This is a genomic window from Streptomyces sp. NPDC016845 (assembly GCF_044332585.1).
Taxonomy (GTDB): domain Bacteria; phylum Actinomycetota; class Actinomycetes; order Streptomycetales; family Streptomycetaceae; genus Streptomyces.
In genome coordinates, this window is record NZ_JBIRPI010000019.1 from 29204 (window position 1) to 49975 (window position 20772).

The 20772-nt window shown below is 72.2% G+C and carries 16 protein-coding genes; 12 read left to right on the plus strand and 4 right to left on the minus strand.

The features are described 5' to 3' along the window. Positions 1 to 185: 185 nt before the first annotated feature. Positions 186 to 1913 carry a DAK2 domain-containing protein gene (locus ACH4RC_RS31940; RefSeq protein ID WP_398207073.1) on the plus strand — a complete coding sequence of 576 codons (1728 nt, stop codon included), beginning with the start codon at positions 186 to 188 and terminating at the stop codon, positions 1911 to 1913. A 104-nt stretch (positions 1914 to 2017) separates the two neighbouring features. On the opposite strand, the gene ACH4RC_RS31945 is transcribed toward ACH4RC_RS31940, so the two are convergent. After that, positions 2018 to 4717: a tetratricopeptide repeat protein gene (locus ACH4RC_RS31945; protein ID WP_398207074.1), complete on the minus strand. Its 2700-nt coding sequence runs from the start codon at positions 4715 to 4717 to the stop codon at positions 2018 to 2020. Further along, the gene (locus ACH4RC_RS31950; protein ID WP_398207076.1) at positions 4714 to 6525 is read right to left on the minus strand and encodes an HSP90 family protein; all 1812 of its coding nucleotides are present in this window, start codon (positions 6523 to 6525) and stop codon (positions 4714 to 4716) included. The genes ACH4RC_RS31945 and ACH4RC_RS31950 overlap by 4 nt, the downstream gene beginning before the upstream one ends. Before the next feature lie 171 nt (positions 6526 to 6696). Between ACH4RC_RS31950 and recG the strand changes: the two genes are divergently transcribed. The 8 genes from recG (at position 6697) to mutM (ending at position 14176) form a co-directional block, all read left to right on the plus strand. After that, positions 6697 to 8916: an ATP-dependent DNA helicase RecG gene (gene recG, locus ACH4RC_RS31955; RefSeq protein WP_398207078.1), complete on the plus strand. Its 2220-nt coding sequence runs from the start codon at positions 6697 to 6699 to the stop codon at positions 8914 to 8916. A gap of 87 nt (positions 8917 to 9003) precedes the next feature. Further along, positions 9004 to 9600: a 16S rRNA (guanine(966)-N(2))-methyltransferase RsmD gene (gene rsmD / locus ACH4RC_RS31960; protein WP_398207080.1), complete on the plus strand. Its 597-nt coding sequence runs from the start codon at positions 9004 to 9006 to the stop codon at positions 9598 to 9600. Positions 9601 to 9626: 26 nt separating this feature from the next. Continuing rightward, on the plus strand, positions 9627 to 10106 hold the full coding sequence (coaD, locus tag ACH4RC_RS31965; RefSeq protein WP_398207082.1) for a pantetheine-phosphate adenylyltransferase: 480 nt from the start codon (positions 9627 to 9629) through the stop codon (positions 10104 to 10106). A gap of 100 nt (positions 10107 to 10206) precedes the next feature. Then, entirely contained in the window at positions 10207 to 11328 is a 1122-nt protein-coding gene (locus tag ACH4RC_RS31970) for an ATP synthase F0 subunit B (protein WP_398207280.1), read from the plus strand. A gap of 165 nt (positions 11329 to 11493) precedes the next feature. After that, positions 11494 to 12138, plus strand: a complete 645-nt coding sequence (locus ACH4RC_RS31975) for a YceD family protein (protein ID WP_398207281.1) — start codon at positions 11494 to 11496, stop codon at positions 12136 to 12138. Positions 12139 to 12140: 2 nt separating this feature from the next. Then, the gene (gene rpmF / locus ACH4RC_RS31980) at positions 12141 to 12314 is read left to right on the plus strand and encodes a 50S ribosomal protein L32 (RefSeq protein WP_030361955.1); all 174 of its coding nucleotides are present in this window, start codon (positions 12141 to 12143) and stop codon (positions 12312 to 12314) included. 7 nt (positions 12315 to 12321) lie between these two features. After that, on the plus strand, positions 12322 to 13128 hold the full coding sequence (rnc, locus tag ACH4RC_RS31985) for a ribonuclease III (RefSeq protein WP_398207084.1): 807 nt from the start codon (positions 12322 to 12324) through the stop codon (positions 13126 to 13128). Positions 13129 to 13306: 178 nt separating this feature from the next. Next, a complete protein-coding gene (mutM, locus tag ACH4RC_RS31990) occupies positions 13307 to 14176 on the plus strand; it encodes a bifunctional DNA-formamidopyrimidine glycosylase/DNA-(apurinic or apyrimidinic site) lyase (RefSeq protein WP_398207086.1) in 870 nt (289 codons plus the stop codon). Here mutM and ACH4RC_RS31995 read toward each other — a convergent pair. Both ACH4RC_RS31995 and ACH4RC_RS32000 read right to left on the minus strand, forming a co-directional pair. After that, positions 14149 to 14529, minus strand: coding sequence for a winged helix-turn-helix transcriptional regulator (locus ACH4RC_RS31995; RefSeq protein ID WP_398207088.1), 381 nt, complete (start codon positions 14527 to 14529; stop codon positions 14149 to 14151). The two genes, mutM and ACH4RC_RS31995, sit on opposite strands and share 28 nt — an antisense overlap. A 126-nt stretch (positions 14530 to 14655) precedes the next feature. Next, the gene (locus ACH4RC_RS32000) at positions 14656 to 15846 is read right to left on the minus strand and encodes a CAP domain-containing protein (RefSeq protein WP_398207090.1); all 1191 of its coding nucleotides are present in this window, start codon (positions 15844 to 15846) and stop codon (positions 14656 to 14658) included. 226 nt (positions 15847 to 16072) lie between these two features. Between ACH4RC_RS32000 and ACH4RC_RS32005 the strand changes: the two genes are divergently transcribed. From ACH4RC_RS32005 to smc, 3 genes are all read left to right on the plus strand, one after another. Beyond that, positions 16073 to 16354, plus strand: a complete 282-nt coding sequence (locus ACH4RC_RS32005) for an acylphosphatase (protein WP_398207091.1) — start codon at positions 16073 to 16075, stop codon at positions 16352 to 16354. A 383-nt stretch (positions 16355 to 16737) separates the two neighbouring features. After that, the gene (locus ACH4RC_RS32010; protein WP_398207093.1) at positions 16738 to 16941 is read left to right on the plus strand and encodes a hypothetical protein; all 204 of its coding nucleotides are present in this window, start codon (positions 16738 to 16740) and stop codon (positions 16939 to 16941) included. A 237-nt stretch (positions 16942 to 17178) separates the two neighbouring features. Next, positions 17179 to 20727, plus strand: a complete 3549-nt coding sequence (gene smc, locus ACH4RC_RS32015; RefSeq protein ID WP_398207094.1) for a chromosome segregation protein SMC — start codon at positions 17179 to 17181, stop codon at positions 20725 to 20727. Positions 20728 to 20772 lie beyond the last annotated feature (45 nt).

Below are 20772 nucleotides of genomic sequence, written 5' to 3' on the forward strand. Positions count from 1 at the left end.
GGCGGTGCCAGGGTGAGCCCGATGGATATCGGGCAACCGGAGCAGCATACAACGGCTGCTTCGGTACAACGAAATTACCATGGCTGCCCGGACCGCTGCCCGGCGCCCTGACCGGGGCCCTTCCCCGTCGGCCGCCCGCCGGGGTCTACTCTGCGAGGCCAGTCCAGCCGCTCGAGGAGGCGCAGGTGCCGCAGGTGCCACAGGCGTTCGACGTAGCCGCCGTACGCGCCTGGTGCTCACTGGCCCTGGAGGCGCTCGGCCGCGACCGCGCGGAGATCGACGCGATCAACGTGTACCCCGTCGCGGACGGCGACACCGGTACCAACCTGTATCTGACCGTCGAGTCCGCGCAGCAGGCCGTCGAGGCGGTCTTCGCGGGGCTCCAGGCGGGGCCCGAGCCCGCCGCTCCCTCGCTGGCCGAGGTGGTGCGCGCGATGGCGCACGGCGCGCTCATCGGTGCCCGCGGCAACTCGGGGACGATCCTCGCGCAGCTGCTGCGCGGCATGGCGCAGGTCCTCGCGGACGGCGGCGGTCGTGATGCGGATCACGCGGGGGTGGATGCGGGCGCCTTGCGGCTCGCGCTGAGCAGGGCCGCCGCGTCCGCGCGCGAGGCCGTCGCCCACCCGGTGGAAGGCACGGTCCTGACCGTCGCGACGGCGGCCGCGGAAGCCGCCTCCGGTGTCGACGGTGACTGCGGGGCCGTCGTACGGGCCGCCTACGAAGGCGCCTGCGCCGCGCTCGACGCGACGCCGGACCAGCTCGCTGTGTTGAGCCGGGCCGGGGTCGTGGACGCGGGCGGACGCGGTCTCGTCGCCGTGCTCGGGGCGCTGCGCGAGGCGGTGTCCGGGCAGGCGACGCCCGTACGAGCGCGGGCGGACGGCCACCACGCGCGCGTGGACGCCGCAGACGCCGCAACGGACGAGCCTCCTCTCGGAAGCGGGGCTCTCGGAAGCGGCGCTCTCGAATGTGCGGAGGAGCCCGACGGGGCCGGGCCCGCCTTCGAGGTCATCTACCTCCTCGAAGCCGACGACGTGGCCGTGGCCCGGCTTCGGGCGCGCCTTGACGCCCTCGGCGACTCACTGGTCGTGGTCGGCGGCGACGGCCTGTGGAACGTGCACGTGCACGTCGACGACGCGGGCGCGGCCGTGGAGGCGGGCGTCGAGGCCGGGCGCCCGTACCGCATCCGCATCACCCACTTCGGGCTCGGCGACGCGCACGCGGCCCGATCCTCGGCGCCGCCGCGCGAACGGGCACAGCGCGCCGTCGTGGCCGTCGTGCCGGGCGACGGTCTCGCGGGGCTGTACGCGGAGGGGGGCGCGACGACCGTGCCCGACCGGCCCGGCGAGCCCCCCGCCAGCGGAGAGCTGGTCGAGGCGATCCGGCGCGCCCACGCGCGCGAGGTGGTGCTCCTGCCGAACGACGCCGAGCTGCGCCACACCGCCGCCGCGGCGGCCGAGCAGGCGCGGTCCGAGGGCGTACGGGTCGCGCTCATCCCGACCCGGTCCGCGGTGCAGGGCATCGCCGCGCTCGCCGTGCACGAACCCGACCGCAGCTTCGACGAGGACGTCGTCGCCATGACCTCGGCCGCCGGGGCGACCCGGTACGCCGAACTGGCCGTCGCCGAGCGGCAGTCCTGGACGATGGCCGGCATCTGCCAGGCCGGTGACGTCCTCGGCCTCATCGACGGTGACGTCGCCGTCATCGGCACGGAGGTCCCGGCGACCGCCCGCACCGTCCTCGACCGCATGCTCTCGGCCGGCGGCGAACTCGTCACCCTCGTCCTGGGCGACGAGGTCCCCGACGAGGTCGCGGACGGCCTTGAGCAGCACGTCCGCGAGACCTACCTGGCGGTGGACACGGTGGTGTACCGGGGCGGACGGCAGTCCGCGCCGATGCTGATCGGCGTGGAGTAGCCGCCACCCGGGCGCCCTGCCGCGCGAGCGCCGCGTGGGCCTTGCCCCGTTCGTCCCGAGTGACGTGGCCGCATCGGCGTCGACGCGGCCACCCGTCCGGCTCCCTACCGCTCGAGCGCCGCGCGGGCCTCGTCCCGTTGTTCCGTGTCGCCCGCCGCCTCGAACGCCATGGCGGCGCGTTCCAGCTGGGCGGCGGTCTCCTCCTCGTCGTCGTGGCGGTCGAGGAGTTCCGCGAACTGGCGGCAGGTGTGGCCGAGTTCGGAGAGCAGGGGCTCGCGGTCGGCGGCGTCCGCAGATGTGAGCGCCTCCTCCAGGGTGTGGATCGCCGCGTTCATCAGCTCCTGTTCGTCCTCCGCCGACGCCGAGTCCAGCCAGGCACGCGCGCGAAGGGAGCGCACCACGGCGTGGACGTGCCCGAGGGAGCGCCACAGGTCGCCCGCGCGCGCGTAGGCGCGGTCGGCCTCCTCCGGGCGGCCGGCCCGGTCGAGGGCGTCGGCCGCGAGATTCGCCAGCATGGCGTGGTCGCGCTGCTCGGGCCAGTGCTGAGCGATCTCCGCCGCCTTGAGCCAGGCCTCGGCGGACTGAAGGTGTTCGCCGAGCGCGCGGGCGCAGTCGCCGAGCCACCACCGGGCCTGTACGAGGGCCCCGTCGCCGTGATCCTCTGCGGTCAGGTCGAGCAGCGCCGACTCAAGCACCTCGGCGGCCTCCGCCACCCGCTCCTCGCGCAGCAGGTGGCCGCCGAGCTGGAACCGTGCCCAGGCGGCGAACCCGGCGTCGTCGTCCGCCTCGTCGGCCCAGTGCGCGGCCTCCAGGGCGTGCGCGGACGCCTCCCCGACCTGTTCGCCGGCGGCCAGGACCTCGGCGAGCTGGAGGTGCAGCCGCGCCGCGCCGGACGGCTCCAGGTACCCCGCCCCGTGCTCCAGCGCCGCCCGCAGCGCCTGTTCGGCGGCCGCCGCGTCGTCCCGCTCGCGCGCGAGCGCGGCGAGCCGCACCCGGCAGTCCACGGCCATCCAGGGGCGCCCCGCCGCCACCTGCGCGGCCGCGGACTCCTCGTACAAGGCCACCGCCGTTTCCGGGTCCCCGCGGTGCACGGCGATGTCGGCGAGCAGCGAGCGCGCCGACGCCGCCTGCGAGGCGATCCGCGGGACGTCACCGAACGGTCCGGTGGCGGCGAGCAGTTGCCGCACGCAGGCCTCGGCGGCGGCGACCTCGTCGTCCCCGGAGTGGGCCGCAAGGAGGATGCGGGCGCGGCACACGAGGACGGCGGCCGCCTGGCGGGCCGTGGTGGCGTCCGGGGCGGGCAGGGTGGCGAGCACCTGCTCGTACGGTTCCCGGATCGCGGCGAGAGCCTCTTCGGCGCGGCCCGCGCGGGACAGCGCGTACGCGCCACGCGCGCGTGCCGCCCGCGCCTCATTGGGGTCGCCCGCCTTCTCGTACAACTCGGCCGCGACGGCGAAGAGGCCCGTCGCTTCCTCCGAGTCCATCGCCGTGTAGTCGGCGATCTCCGCACGGTCGTGGACGGTCAGCTCCAGGCCCTGCGACTCGGCGGCCCGCGCGGCCGTCCGCCAGGCGCGGGCCGCGTCCGGACCGCCGTCCGTCTCCGAGATCCGCCGCGCCTGCGCCACGAGCGCCGCCGCGTCCACGACCGGCTCCGCGGCCACCGTGACGACCGGCTTCGGCGAGGCCGTCCGTACGACCCGTACGCCCAGCGGAAGGCGGTCGAGGAGGGGCTCCTGGTCCATCCGGCGCCGGAGCCGCGTGCTGACGCGGTCCGTGCCGTTGCGCGCGTCGAAGCGGGCCGCGACGGACAGCGCCTCCACGCGCGCGTGAGCGCCGAGCTCAGCGGCTGTCCAGGTCCGGCCGGCGGGGCCCGGGACGCTCTGCTCGCCCATGCCGAGCGCCACAAGGCGGTCCATCAGCAGGGCGGCCACCCCGAGGAAGTCCATCAGGCCCTGCGGATTGCCGCGGTCGGTGAAGTACGCGGGCCGCTCCGCGAGCAGCTCCAGGGCGCGCGCCTCATTGCCGGTCAGGGCACAGAACTCCACGTGCGACGCGAACGCGCCCCGCATGGACTCCATCGACCGTACGAGGCGGTAGCCGCGCAGGTGGTTCGCGCGGGCCTCCTCGGGGCGGCCCAGGCGCACCAGCGGGAGCAGCGAAGCGGCGAGCGTGGCATGCGGTTCGTGGGCGCACGTGTACTCGCCCTCCAGGACCGGCCGCCACAGCTCCAGGGCGCGCTCGTCCTGGCGCAGGTCCGACTGGCGCTCGCCCTGCCCGTCCAGCTCGCAGGCGTGGCAGTCGGCCATCTTGTCGCGGTCGGCCGCCAGCCACGCCTCGTACGCGCGCGTGGCCCGCTCCTCGTCGCCCATGTGGTCGGCGACGTAGAACTCGCTCATCCGGACGGCGCGCTCGGAGTGGCCCGCCACCCGGTAGCGGTGCTCCATCTCGGCGAGCCACTTCTCGATGGACGCGAGCGGGATGTGCGGCTGGTTCAGCATGCCGCCGGACATCCACTTGAAGACCCAGTGCAGCGAGTGCGTCTCGTAGGCGTCGAAGTCCTCGGGGTGCTCGTCCCACATGCGCAGCAGCCGCGCGAAGGGGACGAACATCTTGTCCTTCTCGGAGCTGTAGTTGTACATCTGCAGCTGGTGGCCGAGCGCCTCGATCACCCCGAGCGGGACGCCGAGCTTCTCCGCCTCGGCCAGCAGCTGCTCGGCGCGGGCGCCGCGGGCGGGCCCTTCCGGCTCGGCGGCGTTCTCCGCCATCGCGCGGCGCAGGGCGTCCAGATCCATGGCCTCGATCATCGGGAGGCGTCCTTTCCGGTGCCGGGGTGCGTGGCCCACTCCAGGAGGCCGATGAACGAGCGGTTCAGGAGCGCGGAGTCGGCGGGGCGCAAGGGGCGCTGCGCCATGAGGAGCGCCTGCCCGTACAGCGCCTCGGCCGCCGTGCCGATCAGCTCGGGGTCGGAGAGCGCGCTCACCCGGCGGATCAGCGGGTTGAGGTGGTTGAGGACGAGCCGCGCGCGTGGGGCGCTGCCGCGCAAGGAGCCGAGGATGCCGGCCCACAGGTCGTCGGCCTGGGACTCGGCCTCCGCGCGCGCCTGCTCGTGCCGGGCCGCGCGGTCGTCCAAGTGGAGCGCGGGCACCGTCAGCGGATGGAAGGCGCGCAGGGCGACGTCGCAGCCCAGCGGGTCGAGCCTGGCCCGCGCCGCCGCCAGGAACGCCGACAGGGCCAGCTCCTCGGCCGGGTCGACGGCGTCCAGGTGCGCGGTCACCGTGTCCGCGTCCAGCTCGGCCACGGCCGTGCCGGGGCGCACCGACGGCAGCGCCTCGACCAGATCGGCGTCATACGTGTAACCGCCGTTGACGACCCCGATGCCCTGCGCGGAGGCGATCGGCGCGACCTGCCGGTACTCCTCCACGGTCCGAGTGAAGTGCACGACGGGGTGGCGCTGCGCGAACTCCTCCAGGGAGAGCTGCCCGTCCGTCGTCTCGAACGGGAGCCAGGGGAGCATCGTGCGCAGCATCTCCTTGTCGTGCCGCGCGAGGGACTTGACGCCCAGGTGGTGCACGGACAGGAAGGCGGCGAGCCGCTCCGGATCACCGGCCGCGAGCGACGTCAGCCACTCCCGGACGCGCTCGCCCAGGGCCTCGCGCACGGCGGCCAGGGTCTCGTCCTCGTAGAGCGACTCGCGCGAGGCGGTGGGGCGCAGGCTGTCCGTGTCGATCACGCAGCGCACGAAGAACGCCCAGTCGGGCAGCAGCTGTTCGGCGCGGTCGGTGAGCAGCATGCCTTTGAGGTGGACCCGGTGGCCCGCGCGCTGCGCCGGGCTGACCGCCTGCGGCAGCACATGGGCGACGCCCCGGACGCCCGCGAGCGGCACCTCCAGGTCGATCGAGTCGAGCGGCGTGAACCCGAACAGCTCGTGGCAGTGGCGGGCCAGGGCGACCCGGCGGGCGGCCGGGCTGGGGTGCGTACGGCTCCAGACGGACGGCAGGTCCGTGACCGGGGTGTCTCCGACGCGCACGTCGTACGGCAGCAGCGAGCCGAAGTCCCGGGCCAGGGACAGGACCCGCTCCTCGGTCAGCCAGTCGGCGGCGCCCGCGCGCGCCTCCAGATGCACGGTCGTCCCCGGCTCGGGGCGGGCCGCGTCGGGGAGCGTACGGACCGTGTACGAACCGTCGTCGCTTGCCGTCCACTCGACCGGCGGCGCCTCGGGCGTCCGCGCGCTGCGGCTGACGACCCGGATGCGCTCGGCGACGACGAAGCAGGCGAGCAGGCCGATGCCGAACTGCCCGAGGAAGTCGGCACGGGCCGACTCCAGGCCGTCGCCGCGCTTGGAGCTGCGGCCGATCGTCGCGAGCAGGTTGTGCACGTCGGCCTCGGTCAGACCGATGCCCGAGTCCTCGACGCGCAGCGACCCGCCCTCCGCGAAGAGGCGCACGGTGGCAGGGGCGTCCGGCTGCTCGGCGCGGCGGGCCGTGATGGCGTCCACCCCGTTCTGCAGCAGCTCGCGCAGATAGACCTTGGGGCTGGAGTAGAGGTGGTGGGAGAGGAGGTCGACGAGGCCGCGCAGGTCGACCTGGAAGGTGTGCGGTGTCTGTGAGTTCATCGTCGCTGCGCCGGTGGGGGGACGGGCGACGGCGCGGGTCGGGCGGCCCCGCGAGAGGTGACCGCGATCAAGGTCGGAGCCCGTCACTCTACGGCCGTACAGCCCCGTGCGACCAGCGGTTTTCACAGTTGTTCACGGGGCTGGGCGGGAATGTCAGTGGCGTGGTGTGCAATGGATCTCGTGCCCGTGCTCGAAGAACCGCTGAAGAAACTGCTCGGCCCGCCCACCGCGAAGGTGATGGCCGAGCACCTAGGCCTGCACACCGTCGGCGACCTGCTCCACCACTACCCGCGCAGATACGCGGAGCGCGGGGAGCTGACCCGCCTCGCCGACCTGCCCCTGGACGAGCACGTCACGGTCGTCGCCCAGGTCGCCACCGCCCGCGTCCTGCGGTTCAACGGGGGCAGTGGCCAGCGCCTCGAAGTCACCATCACCGACGGCAGCGGCCAGCTCCAGCTCGTCTTCTTCGGCAAAGGCATCCACAAGCCGCACAAGGACCTGCTGCCGGGCACGCGCGCGATGTTCGCGGGCAAGGTCGGCGTCTTCAACCGCAAGATGCAGCTGGCGCACCCCGCCTACCAGCTGCTGACCGCGGACTCCTCCGAGGAGGCGGCCGAGACCGTCGGCTCCTGGGCCGGCGCGCTGCTCCCGATCTACCCGGCCACCGCCAAGCTGGAGTCCTGGAAGCTCGCCAAGGCCGTCGACCTGGTGCTGCCCAGCGCCCAGGAGGCCGTCGACCCGCTGCCCGAGTCGCTGCGGCAGGGCCGTGACCTGGTCCCGCTGCCCGAGGCACTGCTCAAGATCCACCGGCCGCACACCAAGGCCGACATCGCCGATGCGCGCGCCCGCCTCAAGTGGGACGAGGCGTTCGTCCTCCAGGTCGCCCTCGCCAGGCGCCGGTTCGCCGACACCCAGCTGACCGCCGCCCCGCGTGTGGCCAAGCCGGACGGGCTGCTCACCGCCTTCGACGCCAAGCTGCCGTTCACGCTCACCGACGGCCAGCAGAAGGTCTCCAAGGAGATCTTCGACGACCTGGCCACCGACCACCCCATGCACCGGCTGCTCCAGGGCGAGGTCGGCTCCGGAAAGACGATGGTCGCGCTGCGCGCCATGCTCGCCGTCGTCGACGCGGGCGGCCAGGCCGCCATGCTCGCGCCCACCGAGGTCCTCGCCCAGCAGCACCACCGCTCGATCACCGAGATGATGGGCGAGCTGGCCGAGGGCGGCACGCTCGGCGGCTCGGAGCACGCCACGAAGGTCGTGCTCCTGACCGGTTCCATGGGCACCGCCGGGCGCCGCCAGGCCCTGCTCGACCTCGTCACCGGCGAGGCGGGCATCGTCATCGGCACGCACGCGCTGATCGAGGACAAGGTGCAGTTCCACGACCTCGGCCTGGTCGTGGTCGACGAGCAGCACCGCTTCGGCGTGGAGCAGCGGGACGCCCTGCGCTCCAAGGGCAAACAGCCCCCGCACCTCCTGGTCATGACGGCGACGCCGATCCCGCGCACGGTCGCCATGACCGTCTTCGGCGACCTGGAGACCTCCGTCCTCGATCAGCTCCCGGCAGGACGCTCACCGATCGCCAGCCACGTCGTCCCCGCCGCCGACAAGCCGCACTTCCTCACGCGCGCGTGGGAGCGCGTGCGGGAAGAGGTGGGCAAGGGACACCAGGCGTACGTGGTCTGCCCGCGGATCGGGGACGACGAGGACGAGAAGCCCAAGAAGGGCGGCAAGAGCGCGGCGAAGAAGCAGTCCGCCGAGGACGAGGCGGAGAAGCGGCCGCCGCTCGCCGTGCTCGCCGTCGCCGAGGAGCTGGCGCGCGGGCCGCTCCAGGGGATCAAGGTCGAGGTGCTGCACGGCCGGATGCAGCCCGACGACAAGGACGCCGTGATGCGCCGCTTCGCCGCGGGGGAGACCGACGTCCTGGTGGCGACGACCGTGATCGAGGTCGGGGTGAACGTGCCGAACGCCACGGCCATGGTGATCATGGACGCCGACCGTTTCGGCGTCTCCCAGCTCCACCAGCTGCGCGGCCGCGTCGGCCGCGGCTCGGCGCCCGGCCTCTGCCTCCTGGTCACCGAGATGCCCGAGGCGAGCCCCGCCCGCGCGCGCCTGGGAGCCGTCGCCTCCACGCTCGACGGCTTCGAGCTGTCCCGCATCGACCTGGAGCAGCGCCGCGAGGGCGACGTGCTCGGGCAGGCCCAGTCCGGAGTGCGCTCCTCCCTGCGGATGCTCGCCGTCATCGAGGACGAGGAGATCATCGCCGAGGCGCGCGAGGAGGCGACCAGAGTGGTCGCGGCCGACCCGGACCTGGAGCAGCTGCCCGCCTTGCGCACGGCCCTGGACGCGCTTCTGGACGAGGAGCGCGAGCAGTACCTCGACAAGGGGTGAGAGGGCCAGGCACGGGCCGGATGCCCGTCTTTTGAGACACTGGTCCCACAGCTCCCACACGCCAAGCACGCAAGGACAAGGACCGAGATGACCCGCGTGATCGCCGGACGCGCCGGCGGACGCCGCCTGGCCGTGCCGCCGGGCAACGGCACCCGCCCCACCTCCGACCGCGCGCGCGAGGGCCTCTTCTCCACCTGGCAGGCGCTGCTCGGCACGCTCGACGGCACCCGCGTCGCCGACCTGTACGCGGGCTCCGGAGCCGTCGGCCTGGAGGCCCTCTCCCGGGGCTCCGCCCACGCACTGCTCGTCGAGGCCGACGCCCGCGCCGCCCGCACGGTCCGTGAGAACATCCGCGCGCTCGGCCTGCCCGGAGCCGAGGCCCGTACCGGAAAAGCGGAACAGGTCATTGCGGGCCCGCCGCCCGAGGACCCGTACGACCTGGTCTTTCTCGACCCCCCGTACGCCGTCTCGGACGCGGATCTTCGGGAGATCCTCCTCACACTCCGCACTCAGGGCTGGCTCACGGACGACGCGCTGGTCACCGTGGAACGCAGCACCAGAGGCGGGGATTTCCGGTGGCCGGCCGGTTTCGAGGCACTGCGGTCCCGTCGCTACGGCGAGGGCACGTTTTGGTACGGTCGCGCCGCCTTGACCACCAGCCTCACGTGCGACGACGCACGATGAGCGGACCGGAGAGCGAGGGACTTCCCGTGCGCCGCGCAGTCTGTCCCGGGTCGTTCGACCCCATCACCAACGGCCACCTCGACATCATCGCCCGAGCCTCCAAGCTGTACGACGTCGTGCACGTCGCGGTGATGATCAATCAGTCCAAGAAAGGCCTGTTCACGGTCGACGAGCGGATCGACCTGATCCGTGAGGTCGCCGCCGAGTTCGGCAACGTACAGGTGGAGGCGTTCCACGGCCTCCTCGTCGACTTCTGCAAGCAGCGCGACATTCCGGCCATCGTGAAGGGCCTGCGCGCGGTCAGCGACTTCGACTACGAGCTGCAGATGGCCCAGATGAACAACGGCCTGTCGGGCGTCGAGACCCTCTTCGTGCCCACCAACCCCACCTACAGCTTCCTGTCCTCCTCGCTGGTCAAGGAGGTCGCGGCCTGGGGCGGCGACGTGTCGCACCTGGTCCCGCCACGGGTGCACGAGGCCCTGACCGAGCGCCTCCCCAAGAAGTGACACGCACGCGCCGGTTGGGCATACAGTCGTCCCGTCCGTCTCCAAACCCCCTGTCAGCCCAGTGACGACAGTGACAAGACGAGAGAGTGGCGAGCACACGGTGGACGTGCAGAAGAAGCTCGACGAGATCGTCGCCGCGGTCGGCAGCGCCCGGTCCATGCCCATGTCGGCCTCGTGCGTGGTCAACCGCGCCGACCTGCTCGCGATGCTCGAAGAGGTGCGCCAGGCGCTGCCCGGCTCCCTCGCGCAGGCGCAGGAGCTGATCGGCGGCCGCGAGCAGATGGTCGAGCAGGCGCGGGCCGAGGCCGACCGGATCATCGAGACCGCGCACGCCGAGCGCGGCTCCCTGATCTCCGACACCGAGATCGCCCGCCGCTCGCAGAACGAGGCCGACCGGATCCTCACCGAGGCCCGTCAGGAGGCCGAGGAGGTCCGCGCCGAGGCCGACGACTACGTCGACTCCAAGCTGGCCAACTTCGAGGTCGTCCTCACCAAGACCCTCGGCTCGGTCGGCCGGGGCCGCGAGAAGCTGCTCGGCACCGGCCCCGGCACCGACGAGCAGGGCTACGAGGACGAGGACGCCCCCGAGCGCAGCCACGACCCGGAGACGTTGCGCCGCGACGCCGACACCTACGTCGACACCAAGCTCGGCGCCTTCGAGGCGGTGCTCGCCAAGACCCTGGAGGCGGTCGGCAAGGGCCGCCAGAAGCTGCACGGCCGCATCGCCACCGACGACCTGGGCGCGCTGTCCATGGACGCCGAGGGCGGCTCCCAGGCGCACACCAGCGACGCCGACTACCTGGCGGGTCTGGCCGAGGTCGGCACAGGCCCCGGCCAGACGCCGGAGCAGCCGCAGGAGCAGGAGCCCGTCGCCGCGCCGCAGATCCCCGCGCAGCAGCCGGCCGCCGCCTACGCACACCAGCAGGACCCGTACGGATACGAGCAGCAGCAACAGCAGTACGGCCAGCAGGACCCGTACGCCGCCTATCAGCAGCACGACCCGTACGCGTACCAGCAGGGACAGCAGCAGGACCCGTACGCCGCTTACCAGCAGCAGGACCCGTACGGATACCAGCAGCACCAGGAACAGCACCCACACCAGGACCAGCACGCGCACCAGGGGCAGCAGCAGGATCAGGGCGGGGCGCTCGACGAGACCAGTCTCTTCGACACGAGCATGATCAGCATGGAGCAGGTCCGCCAGTACGAGCAGGGCCGCTGACCGCCCCGCCGACGGGGGCGCCGCAGGGTGGCGGGGAGCGGATTGGGCCGAGAGCGAAAGGTCCAGTACCCTGGTTCTTCGGTCGCGCGTACACGTGTGATCCGAGATGCCCGGAAATCTCGCGGCAGTGAACCCAGAGTTTGAAGATCGAAAGCAGGAACAGCCCTGAGTACCCACCTCGACCACCGCAACCCACTTGTGTTCGACACGCACGAGCTGGGTCGGCGTCCTGGTGCCATGCAGCGGCTGACCCGCACGATCGACGCCCCCCGGGACTTCGGTGTCGAGGGAGTCATCGGAGTGCCGGAAGGCGACCCGGTGGAGCTCGAACTCCGCCTCGAGTCGGTCATGGAAGGGGTGCTTGTCACAGGCACCGCCCGTGCACTGGCGAAGGGGGAGTGCGTAAGGTGTCTGGAGCCGGTCGGCCTCGAGGTCGACACGGACTTCCAGGAGATGTTCTCGTACCCTGACGCCGATGACCGGGGCCGTGTGAAAGCGGAACCGGCCGACGACGCCGAGGACGACGAGGACAGGCTCTTTCTCGAGGACGGCTTGTTCGACCTCGAATCCGTGCTGCGTGATGCGGTGGTGCTCGCACTGCCGATGCAGCCGGTGTGCCAGGACGACTGCGAGGGACTGTGCTCCGAGTGCGGAGTGCGGCTCGCGGACGAACCGGGACATCATCACGACGCCCTCGACATCCGTTGGGCGGCTTTGCAGGGACTCGCTGGATCCATCCAGGACGGCGAGAAGGACGAGATGAGCGGCGCCGAAGCGCAAGCGGGCGTCGACGAGAAGCAGGAGAAGTAGCCGTGGCTGTTCCGAAGCGGAAGATGTCGCGCAGCAACACGCGCCACCGCCGGTCGCAGTGGAAGGCTGCGGTCCCCACCCTGGTTTCGTGTGAGCGTTGCCAGGAGCCCAAGCTGCAGCACATCGCGTGCCCCGCTTGTGGCACCTACAACAAGCGCCAGGTCCTCGAGGTCTGAGCGGCTGGTGAGAGGCACAGTGGCTAGCCATAAACCGGCGGATGACGCCAAGAAAAAGGCCGACACCACAGCCTCGTCCCACACGCTTCTGGAAGGGCGGCTCGGGTACAAGCTCGAGTCCGCCCTTCTGGTGCGTGCGCTGACGCACCGCTCGTACGCGTACGAGAACGGCGGACTGCCCACGAACGAGCGTCTGGAGTTTCTCGGGGACTCTGTGCTCGGCCTCGTGGTCACCGACACGCTCTACCGCACCCACCCCGATCTTCCCGAGGGCCAGCTGGCCAAGCTTCGGGCCGCGGTGGTGAATTCGCGTGCACTGGCGGAGGTCAGTCGCGGGCTCGACCTGGGCTCCTTCATCCGGCTCGGCCGGGGCGAGGAAGGCACGGGCGGCCGGGACAAGGCGTCGATTCTGGCCGACACCCTGGAAGCGGTGATCGGCGCGGTCTATCTGGACCAGGGGCTGGACGCGGCCGGTGAACTCGTGCACCGGTTGTTCGACCCGCTGATCGAGAAGTCCTCGAACCTGGGAGCCGGCCTGGACTGGAAGACCAGTCTCCAGGAGCTCACGGCGACCGAGGGGCTCGGCGTGCCCGAGTACCTGGTCTCCGAGACCGGCCCCGACCACGAGAAGACCTTCACTGCTGCCGCCCGCGTCGGAGGCGTCTCGTACGGCACCGGCACCGGCCGCAGCAAGAAGGAAGCGGAGCAGCAGGCCGCGGAGTCCGCGTGGCGTGCCATTCGCGCTGCCGCGGACGAGCGGGCGAAGGCGGAGGCGGCTGCTTCGGCTGCCGCCGCCTCCGCCGACCCGGCGTGACGCTGCGCTTCCTTGACCCGTCCCCACCGGCCCCGCGCCGGTGGGGACGGGTTTTTTCTACGGCCCCGCCCCTGGGCGCCGCGGTGTGTCCGCGGGCCGGTGGGGGCTGGGCGCGCAGTTCCCCGCGCCCCTGACCGGCGCGGTACGCCCCTGATCGTCACTTAAACGGAGGTTCGTCGTGCCTGAGCTGCCCGAGGTCGAGGTCGTCCGGCGGGGGCTCGCGCGGTGGGTGGCGCACCGGGCCGTCGCCGACGTGGAGGTCATGCACCCCCGCGCGGTACGCCGTCACATCGCCGGCGGTGAGGACTTCGCGCTCCGGCTGAAGGGGCAGACGATCGGGGAGCCGAGCCGGCGCGGCAAATACCTCTGGCTGCCGCTGGAGACGGCGCACATGTCCGTCCTCGCGCACCTCGGAATGAGCGGCCAGCTCCTGGTGCAGCCGGACACCGCCCCGGACGAGAAGCACCTGCGCGTCCGCGTCCGCTTCGCCGACGAGCTCGGCACCGAGCTCCGCTTCGTCGACCAGCGCACCTTCGGCGGCCTCTCCCTGCACGACACCGCAGAGAACAGCGCGGACGGCCTGCCCGACGTCATCGCGCACATCGCCCGCGACCCGCTCGACCCCCTCTTCGACGACGCGGCCTTCCACACGGCGCTGCGCGCGAAGCGCACCACGATCAAGCGTGCGCTGCTCGACCAGACGCTCATCAGCGGCGTCGGCAACATCTACGCCGACGAGGCGCTCTGGCGCGCGAAGCTGCACTACGAGCGCCTCACCGCCGGGCTCACGCGCCCGCGCACGGCCGAACTCCTGGGCCACGTACGGGACGTGATGAACGCGGCGCTCGCCGTCGGCGGCACCAGCTTCGACTCCCTCTACGTCAACGTGAACGGGGAGTCGGGCTACTTCGACCGCTCCCTCGACGCGTACGGGCGTGAGGGCCTGCCGTGCAAGCGGTGCGGGACGCCGATGCGCAGGCGGCCCTGGATGAACCGGTCCAGCTACTTCTGCCCGCGCTGTCAGCGCGCCCCGCGCGTGGTGTCGTAGCGCTCGCGCGCCACCAGGACGTCGTCCATGCGCCCCTCCACGAAGTGGATGAGGGAGAGCAGGCGCTCGGCCACGTCCCGGCCGAGCGGCGTGAGTTCGTAGTCCACGCGGGGCGGGTTGGTCGGCTGGGCCTCACGGTGCACCAGGCCGTCCCGCTCCAGGGCGTGCAGCGTCTGGGACAGCATCTTCTCGCTGACACCGTCCACGCGGCGGCGCAGCTCGTTGAAGCGCAGCGGGCCCTCGTGCAGAGCCCCGAGCGTGAGCCCGCCCCAGCGGCCGGTGACGTGCTCCAGGGTGCCGCGGGACGGGCACGCCTTGGAGAACACGTCGAACGCGAGGTCGGTGGAGTCCATACGCCGAGGGTACTGCGGCACAGCGGTGTGAAGGTCAGCGCTGTGTGCGAGTAAGCGCGACGATCAGTCTGGTGGGCGCGACGGCAAGACTGGTGGGCGCAACGATCAGACCGGTGAGTGCGACGGTCAAAAGCCGAAGTCCTGCGTCCACCACGGGCCGCCCGACCCGAAGTGCACCCCCACACCGAGGGTCTTGTAGTCGCAGTTGAGGATGTTCGCCTTGTGGCCGGGGCTGTTCATCCACGCCTCCATCACGGCCGCCGCGTCGCCCTGGCCGCGGGCGATGTTCTCGCCGCCGAGGTCGCTGACGCCGGCCTTCTCCGCGCGGTCCCAGGGCGTCGCGCCGTCCGGGTCCGTGTGGTCGAAGAAGCCCCGCGCGGCCATGTCCTCGCTGAAGGCGGTCGCCAGTGCGGCCAGGCCGCTGTCGGCGGTGACGGGGGAGCAGCCGACCTTGGAGCGCTCCTGGTTGACGAGGGCGAGGACCTGGGCCGCGGCCGTGTCCGCCGCCGAAGTGGTGGGCGCGGCGGTGGTGGGCGCCTGCGTCTTCTCCGGAGCCTCGGGCGCGGGCGTCGCGCTCTTGGTCGTCGTGGCGGCGCCGCCCCCGGCGGCGGACGTCCTGGACGGCGCGGGCTTCTTCGACGGCTTCGCGGACGGCTTGGCCGGAGCGGGCTTCGAGGGCCGGGCCGAGGGGGTGGCGCGCTCGGTGGCGCGGCTCGGGGCCGACGGGGCGCGGTCGTCGTACACGGGGCCGTCCGTGCCGCCCTGCGCCTCCACGGTGGGGGAGACGGCGGCCTGCACCTTGTCCCCGTCGTGGTCGCCGCCGAGCTTGTAGCTGTCGGCGCCCGGTATCAGCCCGGAGGCCACCGCCACGGCGCCCATGGCGACGGCGGCCGAGGCGCCGAGCAGCCCGGTGCGCACGGGGACACCGCTGCGCTTGGCCCGCCGGCGGGACCGGCCGCGCGGCACCTGCCCGGAGCCGCCGGCCGAGGATATGGAGCCGTAGACGGCGGTCTCCGTCTCCCGCTGCTCAGGGAAGGCGGCCGCAGGAGCATCCCGGAAGTACTGGGCGTAGGCGTCGTACTGTGCCGGCTCCTGCGGAAAGTCGTACCGGGACGGCTCCTGCGGAGTGTTGTACGGGGACGGCTCCTGCGGGAAGTCGTACGGGGACGGCTCCTCCGGGAAGTAGAGGGAGCGCGCCGATCGTGGCGGGTACGCCGCGGAGGGGGCAGAGGGGGTCGAGGGAGAGTAGCTCTCCGTGATGTCCGCTGCGCGGCCCGTGGCGGCGCGGCCGGCGGCGGAGCGTCGGTGGCGTCCCATGCGATGGCCTTCCTCGTCCTCGCGGCGGTCAGGACGACGGTCGACGCGGCGCACCGGCCGCCGATGTGACGGTCCGGTGGCCGATGTGACGCACCGATCGTCAACGTGACGCACCGGTCGTCCATGTGACTCACCCGTACGGGTGAGGCTCGTCGGTCGGCGACGGTACCCCACGACGTACGGGGCCGAAGTGCTCTCTGTGCAATTGGCCGGTTAGCGTGCAGCCATGAACGAAGACGTACGGCTCACCGTCTGGGTGCGAGGGCGCGTCCAACGTGTGGGTTTCCGCTGGTTCACCCGGGCGAGGGCCCTGGAGATCGGCGGCCTGTGTGGTTTTGCTCTCAATCTGGAGGACGGCCGCGTGCAAGTGGTCGCCGAAGGACAGCGCCAGGCGTGCCAGGAACTCCTCGACTGGCTCCATGGCGACGACACACCCGGCCGCGTCGACGGTGTCACTGAGATCTGGGACACGCCGCGCGGCGGCTACGACGGGTTTGCCATCCGCTGAAGCATTGCCGCAGGCGAGCCCTGGTGCGGCCGGGAAAGAGGTGCCGCAGGCAACTGCTCCGGGCAGAAATGCCCTGGTGGTTGCCAAGACAGGGGACTCGTGGCAGGCTCCGGGAGAACGGATGATCACCACGCCCTCAGGGCCCCGAAGGTCAGGCCGCGCCGGACGATCCACGGTGCGATGCCCCCGGGTTGCCCACCGATACGGGGCGTGATCGTGTTGACCGTCAAACTTTTTGGTGAGACTCTGGAATCCCCGCGCACCTTAGCTGTTTGGCATGTGAGAACGGCCAGCAAGACAACAAGTGCCAGGCACCGCGGGTGCGATTCCCTCACGACCCACCACCGCTTCGGTCGGTCACTCAGTGTGGAGGACCATCCATCATGGCAAAGGCGCTTCTCGGTTACGTCGGCGGCAGCGACCCGCGACTCCTCGCCGAGATGCGACGGCTTCAGCAGCGCGTTCAGGATCTGGAATCCGAGCTCGGCAGGATCCAGGCCGAGAACGACTCGCTCGCGGCTGCCGCTTCTCGCGACTCTCTCATGGAGAGCATCGACGTACCCCAGGCGGAGCCGGCGCTCACCTGATCACGCCCAGCGCAGCGCGTGAGCAGGCTGCTCGTACAGCCGCTTGACCAGAGATACGCAAGGGACGCTTCGGCGTCCCTTCTTCTTTTCCGCCCTTGTGGCTTTCGCCCTGGTCGCTCTTTCCGGCCGCCCCCGCGCCCCGAAGCTCATTCTTAACGTCTGATGTGCCCTGCACCTTCACGGGCGAAACCGTGGGTTCATGGAGTGAGACAAGGGCGCCCGGTAGAGTCCGACGGCGTGCATCTCAAGGCCCTCACCCTGCGCGGGTTCAAATCGTTCGCCTCGGCCACCACCCTGCGGTTCGAACCGGGCATCACCTGCGTCGTGGGCCCCAACGGTTCGGGCAAGTCCAATGTCGTGGACGCCCTGAGCTGGGTCATGGGGGAGCAGGGCGCCAAGTCGCTGCGCGGCGGCAAGATGGAGGACGTCATCTTCGCCGGCACCACCGGGCGCCCGCCGCTCGGCCGCGCCGAGGTCTCCCTCACCATCGACAACTCCGACGGCGCGCTGCCCATCGAGTACGCCGAGGTCACCATCGCGCGGATCATGTTCCGCAACGGCGGCAGCGAGTACCAGATCAACGGCGACACCTGCCGCCTCCTCGACATCCAGGACCTCCTCTCCGACTCCGGCATCGGCCGCGAGATGCACGTCATCGTCGGCCAGGGCCAGCTCGACGGCGTCCTGCACGCCGATCCCATGGGCCGCCGCGCCTTCATCGAGGAGGCCGCGGGCGTCCTCAAGCACCGCAAGCGCAAGGAGAAGGCGCTGCGCAAGCTGGACGCGATGCAGGCCAACCTCGCGCGCGTGCAGGATCTCACCGACGAACTGCGCCGCCAGCTGAAGCCGCTCGGCAGACAGGCCGCCGTGGCGCGCCGGGCCGCCGTCATCCAGGCCGACCTGCGCGACGCCCGCCTGCGGCTGCTCGCCGACGATCTCGTACGGATGCGGGAGGCGCTCAGCGCCGAGGTCGCCGACGAGGCCGAGCTGAAGCGGCGCAAGGAGACGGCCGGGGAGGAGCTGAAGAAGGCGGTGCTGCGCGAGGCGCACCTGGAGGACCAGGTGCGCCGGCTCTCGCCCCGGCTCCAGCGGGCGCAGCAGAGCTGGTACGAGCTGTCGCAGCTGGCCGAACGGGTGCGCGGCACGATCTCGCTGGCCGACGCGCGCGTACGCAGCGCCGCCGCGGCGCCGGCCGAGGAGCGTCGCGGCCGTGACCCCGAGGACCTGGAGCGCGAGGCCGCCCGGGTGCGGGAGCAGGAGGCCGAGCTGTCGGCGGCGCTCGAAGCGGCGCAGGTCGCGCTCGACGAGACGGTCGCCCACCGCGCCGACCTGGAGCGGGACCTCGCGGTCGAGGAGCGCCGCCTCAAGGACGTCGCCCGCGCCATCGCCGACCGGCGCGAGGGCCTTGCCCGGCTCCAGGGCCAGGCCAACGCCGCCCGGTCGCGGGCCGCTTCCGCCCAGGCCGAGATCGACCGGCTCGCCGCCGCCCGGGACGGGGCACAGCAGCGGGCCGACGCCGCGCAGCAGGAGTACGAGCAGCTCAAGGCCGAGGTCGACGGGCTCGATGCCGGGGACGAAGAACTCGTAGCGCAATGGGAGGAGGCCAAGGCGGCTCTCGCCGAGGCCGAGTCCGCGCTGTCCGCCGCGCGCGAGGCCGCCACGTCCGCGGAGCGCAAGCGGGCCGCCGTCGCCGCACGCCACGAGGCGCTCGCGCTCGGCCTGCGCCGCAAGGACGGCTCGGGCGCGCTGCTCGGCGCCAGGGAGCAGCTGACCGGGGTACTCGGCCCCGCCGCCGAACTGCTGACCGTGACGCCCGGGTACGAGGTCGCGGTGGCGGCGGCGTTCGGCGCGGCCGCCGACGCGATCGCCGTGACCACCCCCGCCTCGGCAGCGGAAGCGATTCGCCTGCTGCGCAAGCAGGACGCGGGGCGAGCGGCGCTGCTCCTCGCGGGCGGCCCCGACGTGCGGGAAGCGTCCGCGGGAGGCCCGCCCTTCGCCGCCGATCTGGTCCGCGGCCCCGCCGAGCTCATGGCCGCCGTACGGCACCTGCTGCGCGGCATCGTTGTCGTAGGGACGCTCGAGGACGCCGAGGACCTGGTGTACGCGCGGCCCGAGCTGACCGCGGTGACCGCCGAGGGCGACCTGCTCGGCGCGCACTACGCGCAGGGCGGGTCCGCCGGGGCACCGAGCCTGCTTGAAGTGCAGGCGTCGGTGGACGAGGCCGCCGCCGAGCTGGAGGAGCTGGCCGCGCGGTGCGAGGAGCTGGCCGAGGCGCAGCACGCGGCGACCGAGCGGCGCGGCGAGTGCTCCGCGCGCGTGGAGGAGCTCGGGCAGCGGCAGCGCGCCATAGAGCGGGAACGTTCCGGCCGGGCGCAGCAGCTCGGGCGGCTCGCCGGGCAGGCGCGCGGCGCCGCGGGGGAGGCCGAGCGCAGCGCCGCGGCTGCGGCTCGGGCGCAGGAGGCGCTGGAGCAGGCCGCCATGGACGCGGAGGAACTGGCCGAGCGGCTTGCCGTGGCGGAGGAACAGCCCGCCGACGAGGAACCGGACACCTCCGTGCGCGACCGGCTCTCCGCCGATGGCGCCAACGCCCGCCAGACCGAGATGGAGGCCCGCCTCCAGGTACGTACGCATGAGGAGCGGGTCAGGGGGCTCGCCGGCCGGGCCGACTCACTCGACCGGGCTGCCCGTGCGGAACGCGAGGCACGCGCGCGTGCCGAGCAGCGCCGTGCCCGGATGAAGTACGAGGCGGCCGTCGCCGAAGCCGTGGCGTCCGGGGCCCGGCAGCTGCTCGCGCACGTCGAGGTGTCCGTCGCCCGCGCCGACGAGGAGCGCACGCTCGCCGAGCAGGCCAAGGCGGAGCGGGAGCGGGAGCTCGTCGCGGAGCGGGCCCGTGGCCGCGATCTCAAGGCGGAGCTCGACAAACTCACTGATTCAGTTCACCGAGGCGAGGTACTAGGAGCGGAGAAGAGGCTGCGCATCGAGCAGCTGGAGACCAAGGCGCTGGAGGAGTTGGGTGTCGAACCGGCCGGGCTCGTCGCGGACTACGGTCCGGACAAGTTCGTGCCGCCCTCGCTCCCCGCCGAGGGCGAGGAACTGCCGGAGGACCCGGAGCATCCGCGCAACAAGCCGCGGCCCTTCGTCCGTTCGGAGCAGGAGAAGCGGCTCAAGTCCGCCGAGCGCGCCCACCAGCAGCTCGGGAAGGTCAATCCGCTGGCCCTTGAGGAGTTCGCGGCGCTGGAAGAGCGCCATCAGTTCCTCAGTGAGCAGCTGGAGGACCTGAAGAAGACCAGGGCCGACCTCCTTCAGGTGGTGAAGGAGGTCGACGAGCGCGTCGAGCAGGTCTTCACCGAGGCCTACCGTGACACCGCGCGTGAGTTCGAGGGCGTCTTCAGCCGCTTGTTCCCGGGTGGTGAGGGGCGGCTGATCCTGACCGATCCCGACAACATGCTCATGACGGGCGTGGACGTCGAGGCCCGCCCGCCGGGCAAGAAGGTCAAGCGGCTGAGCCTGCTCTCGGGCGGCGAGCGGTCGCTGACCGCCGTGGCCCTGCTGGTCTCCATCTTCAAGGCGCGGCCCAGCCCGTTCTACGTGATGGACGAGGTCGAGGCCGCTCTTGACGACACCAATCTGCAGCGCCTCATCCGCATCATGCAGGAGCTGCAGGAGGCCTCCCAGCTCATCGTGATCACGCACCAGAAGCGCACGATGGAGGTGGCCGACGCGCTGTACGGGGTCTCCATGCAGGGCGACGGGGTGTCGAAGGTGATCAGCCAGCGGCTGCGCTAGCCCGCGAAGCGTTCAAGGGCCGACAACAGCTCTCCCAGTCTTCGG

Coding starts and splice junctions, on each gene's coding strand:
- ACH4RC_RS31945 (WP_398207074.1), bottom strand. CDS start 4,717: ATGATCGAGGCCATGGATCTGGACGCCCTGCGCCGCGCGATGGCGGAG.
- ACH4RC_RS31950 (WP_398207076.1), bottom strand. CDS start 6,525: ATGAACTCACAGACACCGCACACCTTCCAGGTCGACCTGCGCGGCCTC.
- recG (WP_398207078.1), top strand. CDS start 6,697: ATGGATCTCGTGCCCGTGCTCGAAGAACCGCTGAAGAAACTGCTCGGC.
- rsmD (WP_398207080.1), top strand. CDS start 9,004: ATGACCCGCGTGATCGCCGGACGCGCCGGCGGACGCCGCCTGGCCGTG.
- ACH4RC_RS31995 (WP_398207088.1), bottom strand. CDS start 14,529: ATGGACTCCACCGACCTCGCGTTCGACGTGTTCTCCAAGGCGTGCCCG.
- ACH4RC_RS32000 (WP_398207090.1), bottom strand. CDS start 15,846: ATGGGACGCCACCGACGCTCCGCCGCCGGCCGCGCCGCCACGGGCCGC.
- ACH4RC_RS32005 (WP_398207091.1), top strand. CDS start 16,073: ATGAACGAAGACGTACGGCTCACCGTCTGGGTGCGAGGGCGCGTCCAA.
- ACH4RC_RS32010 (WP_398207093.1), top strand. CDS start 16,738: ATGGCAAAGGCGCTTCTCGGTTACGTCGGCGGCAGCGACCCGCGACTC.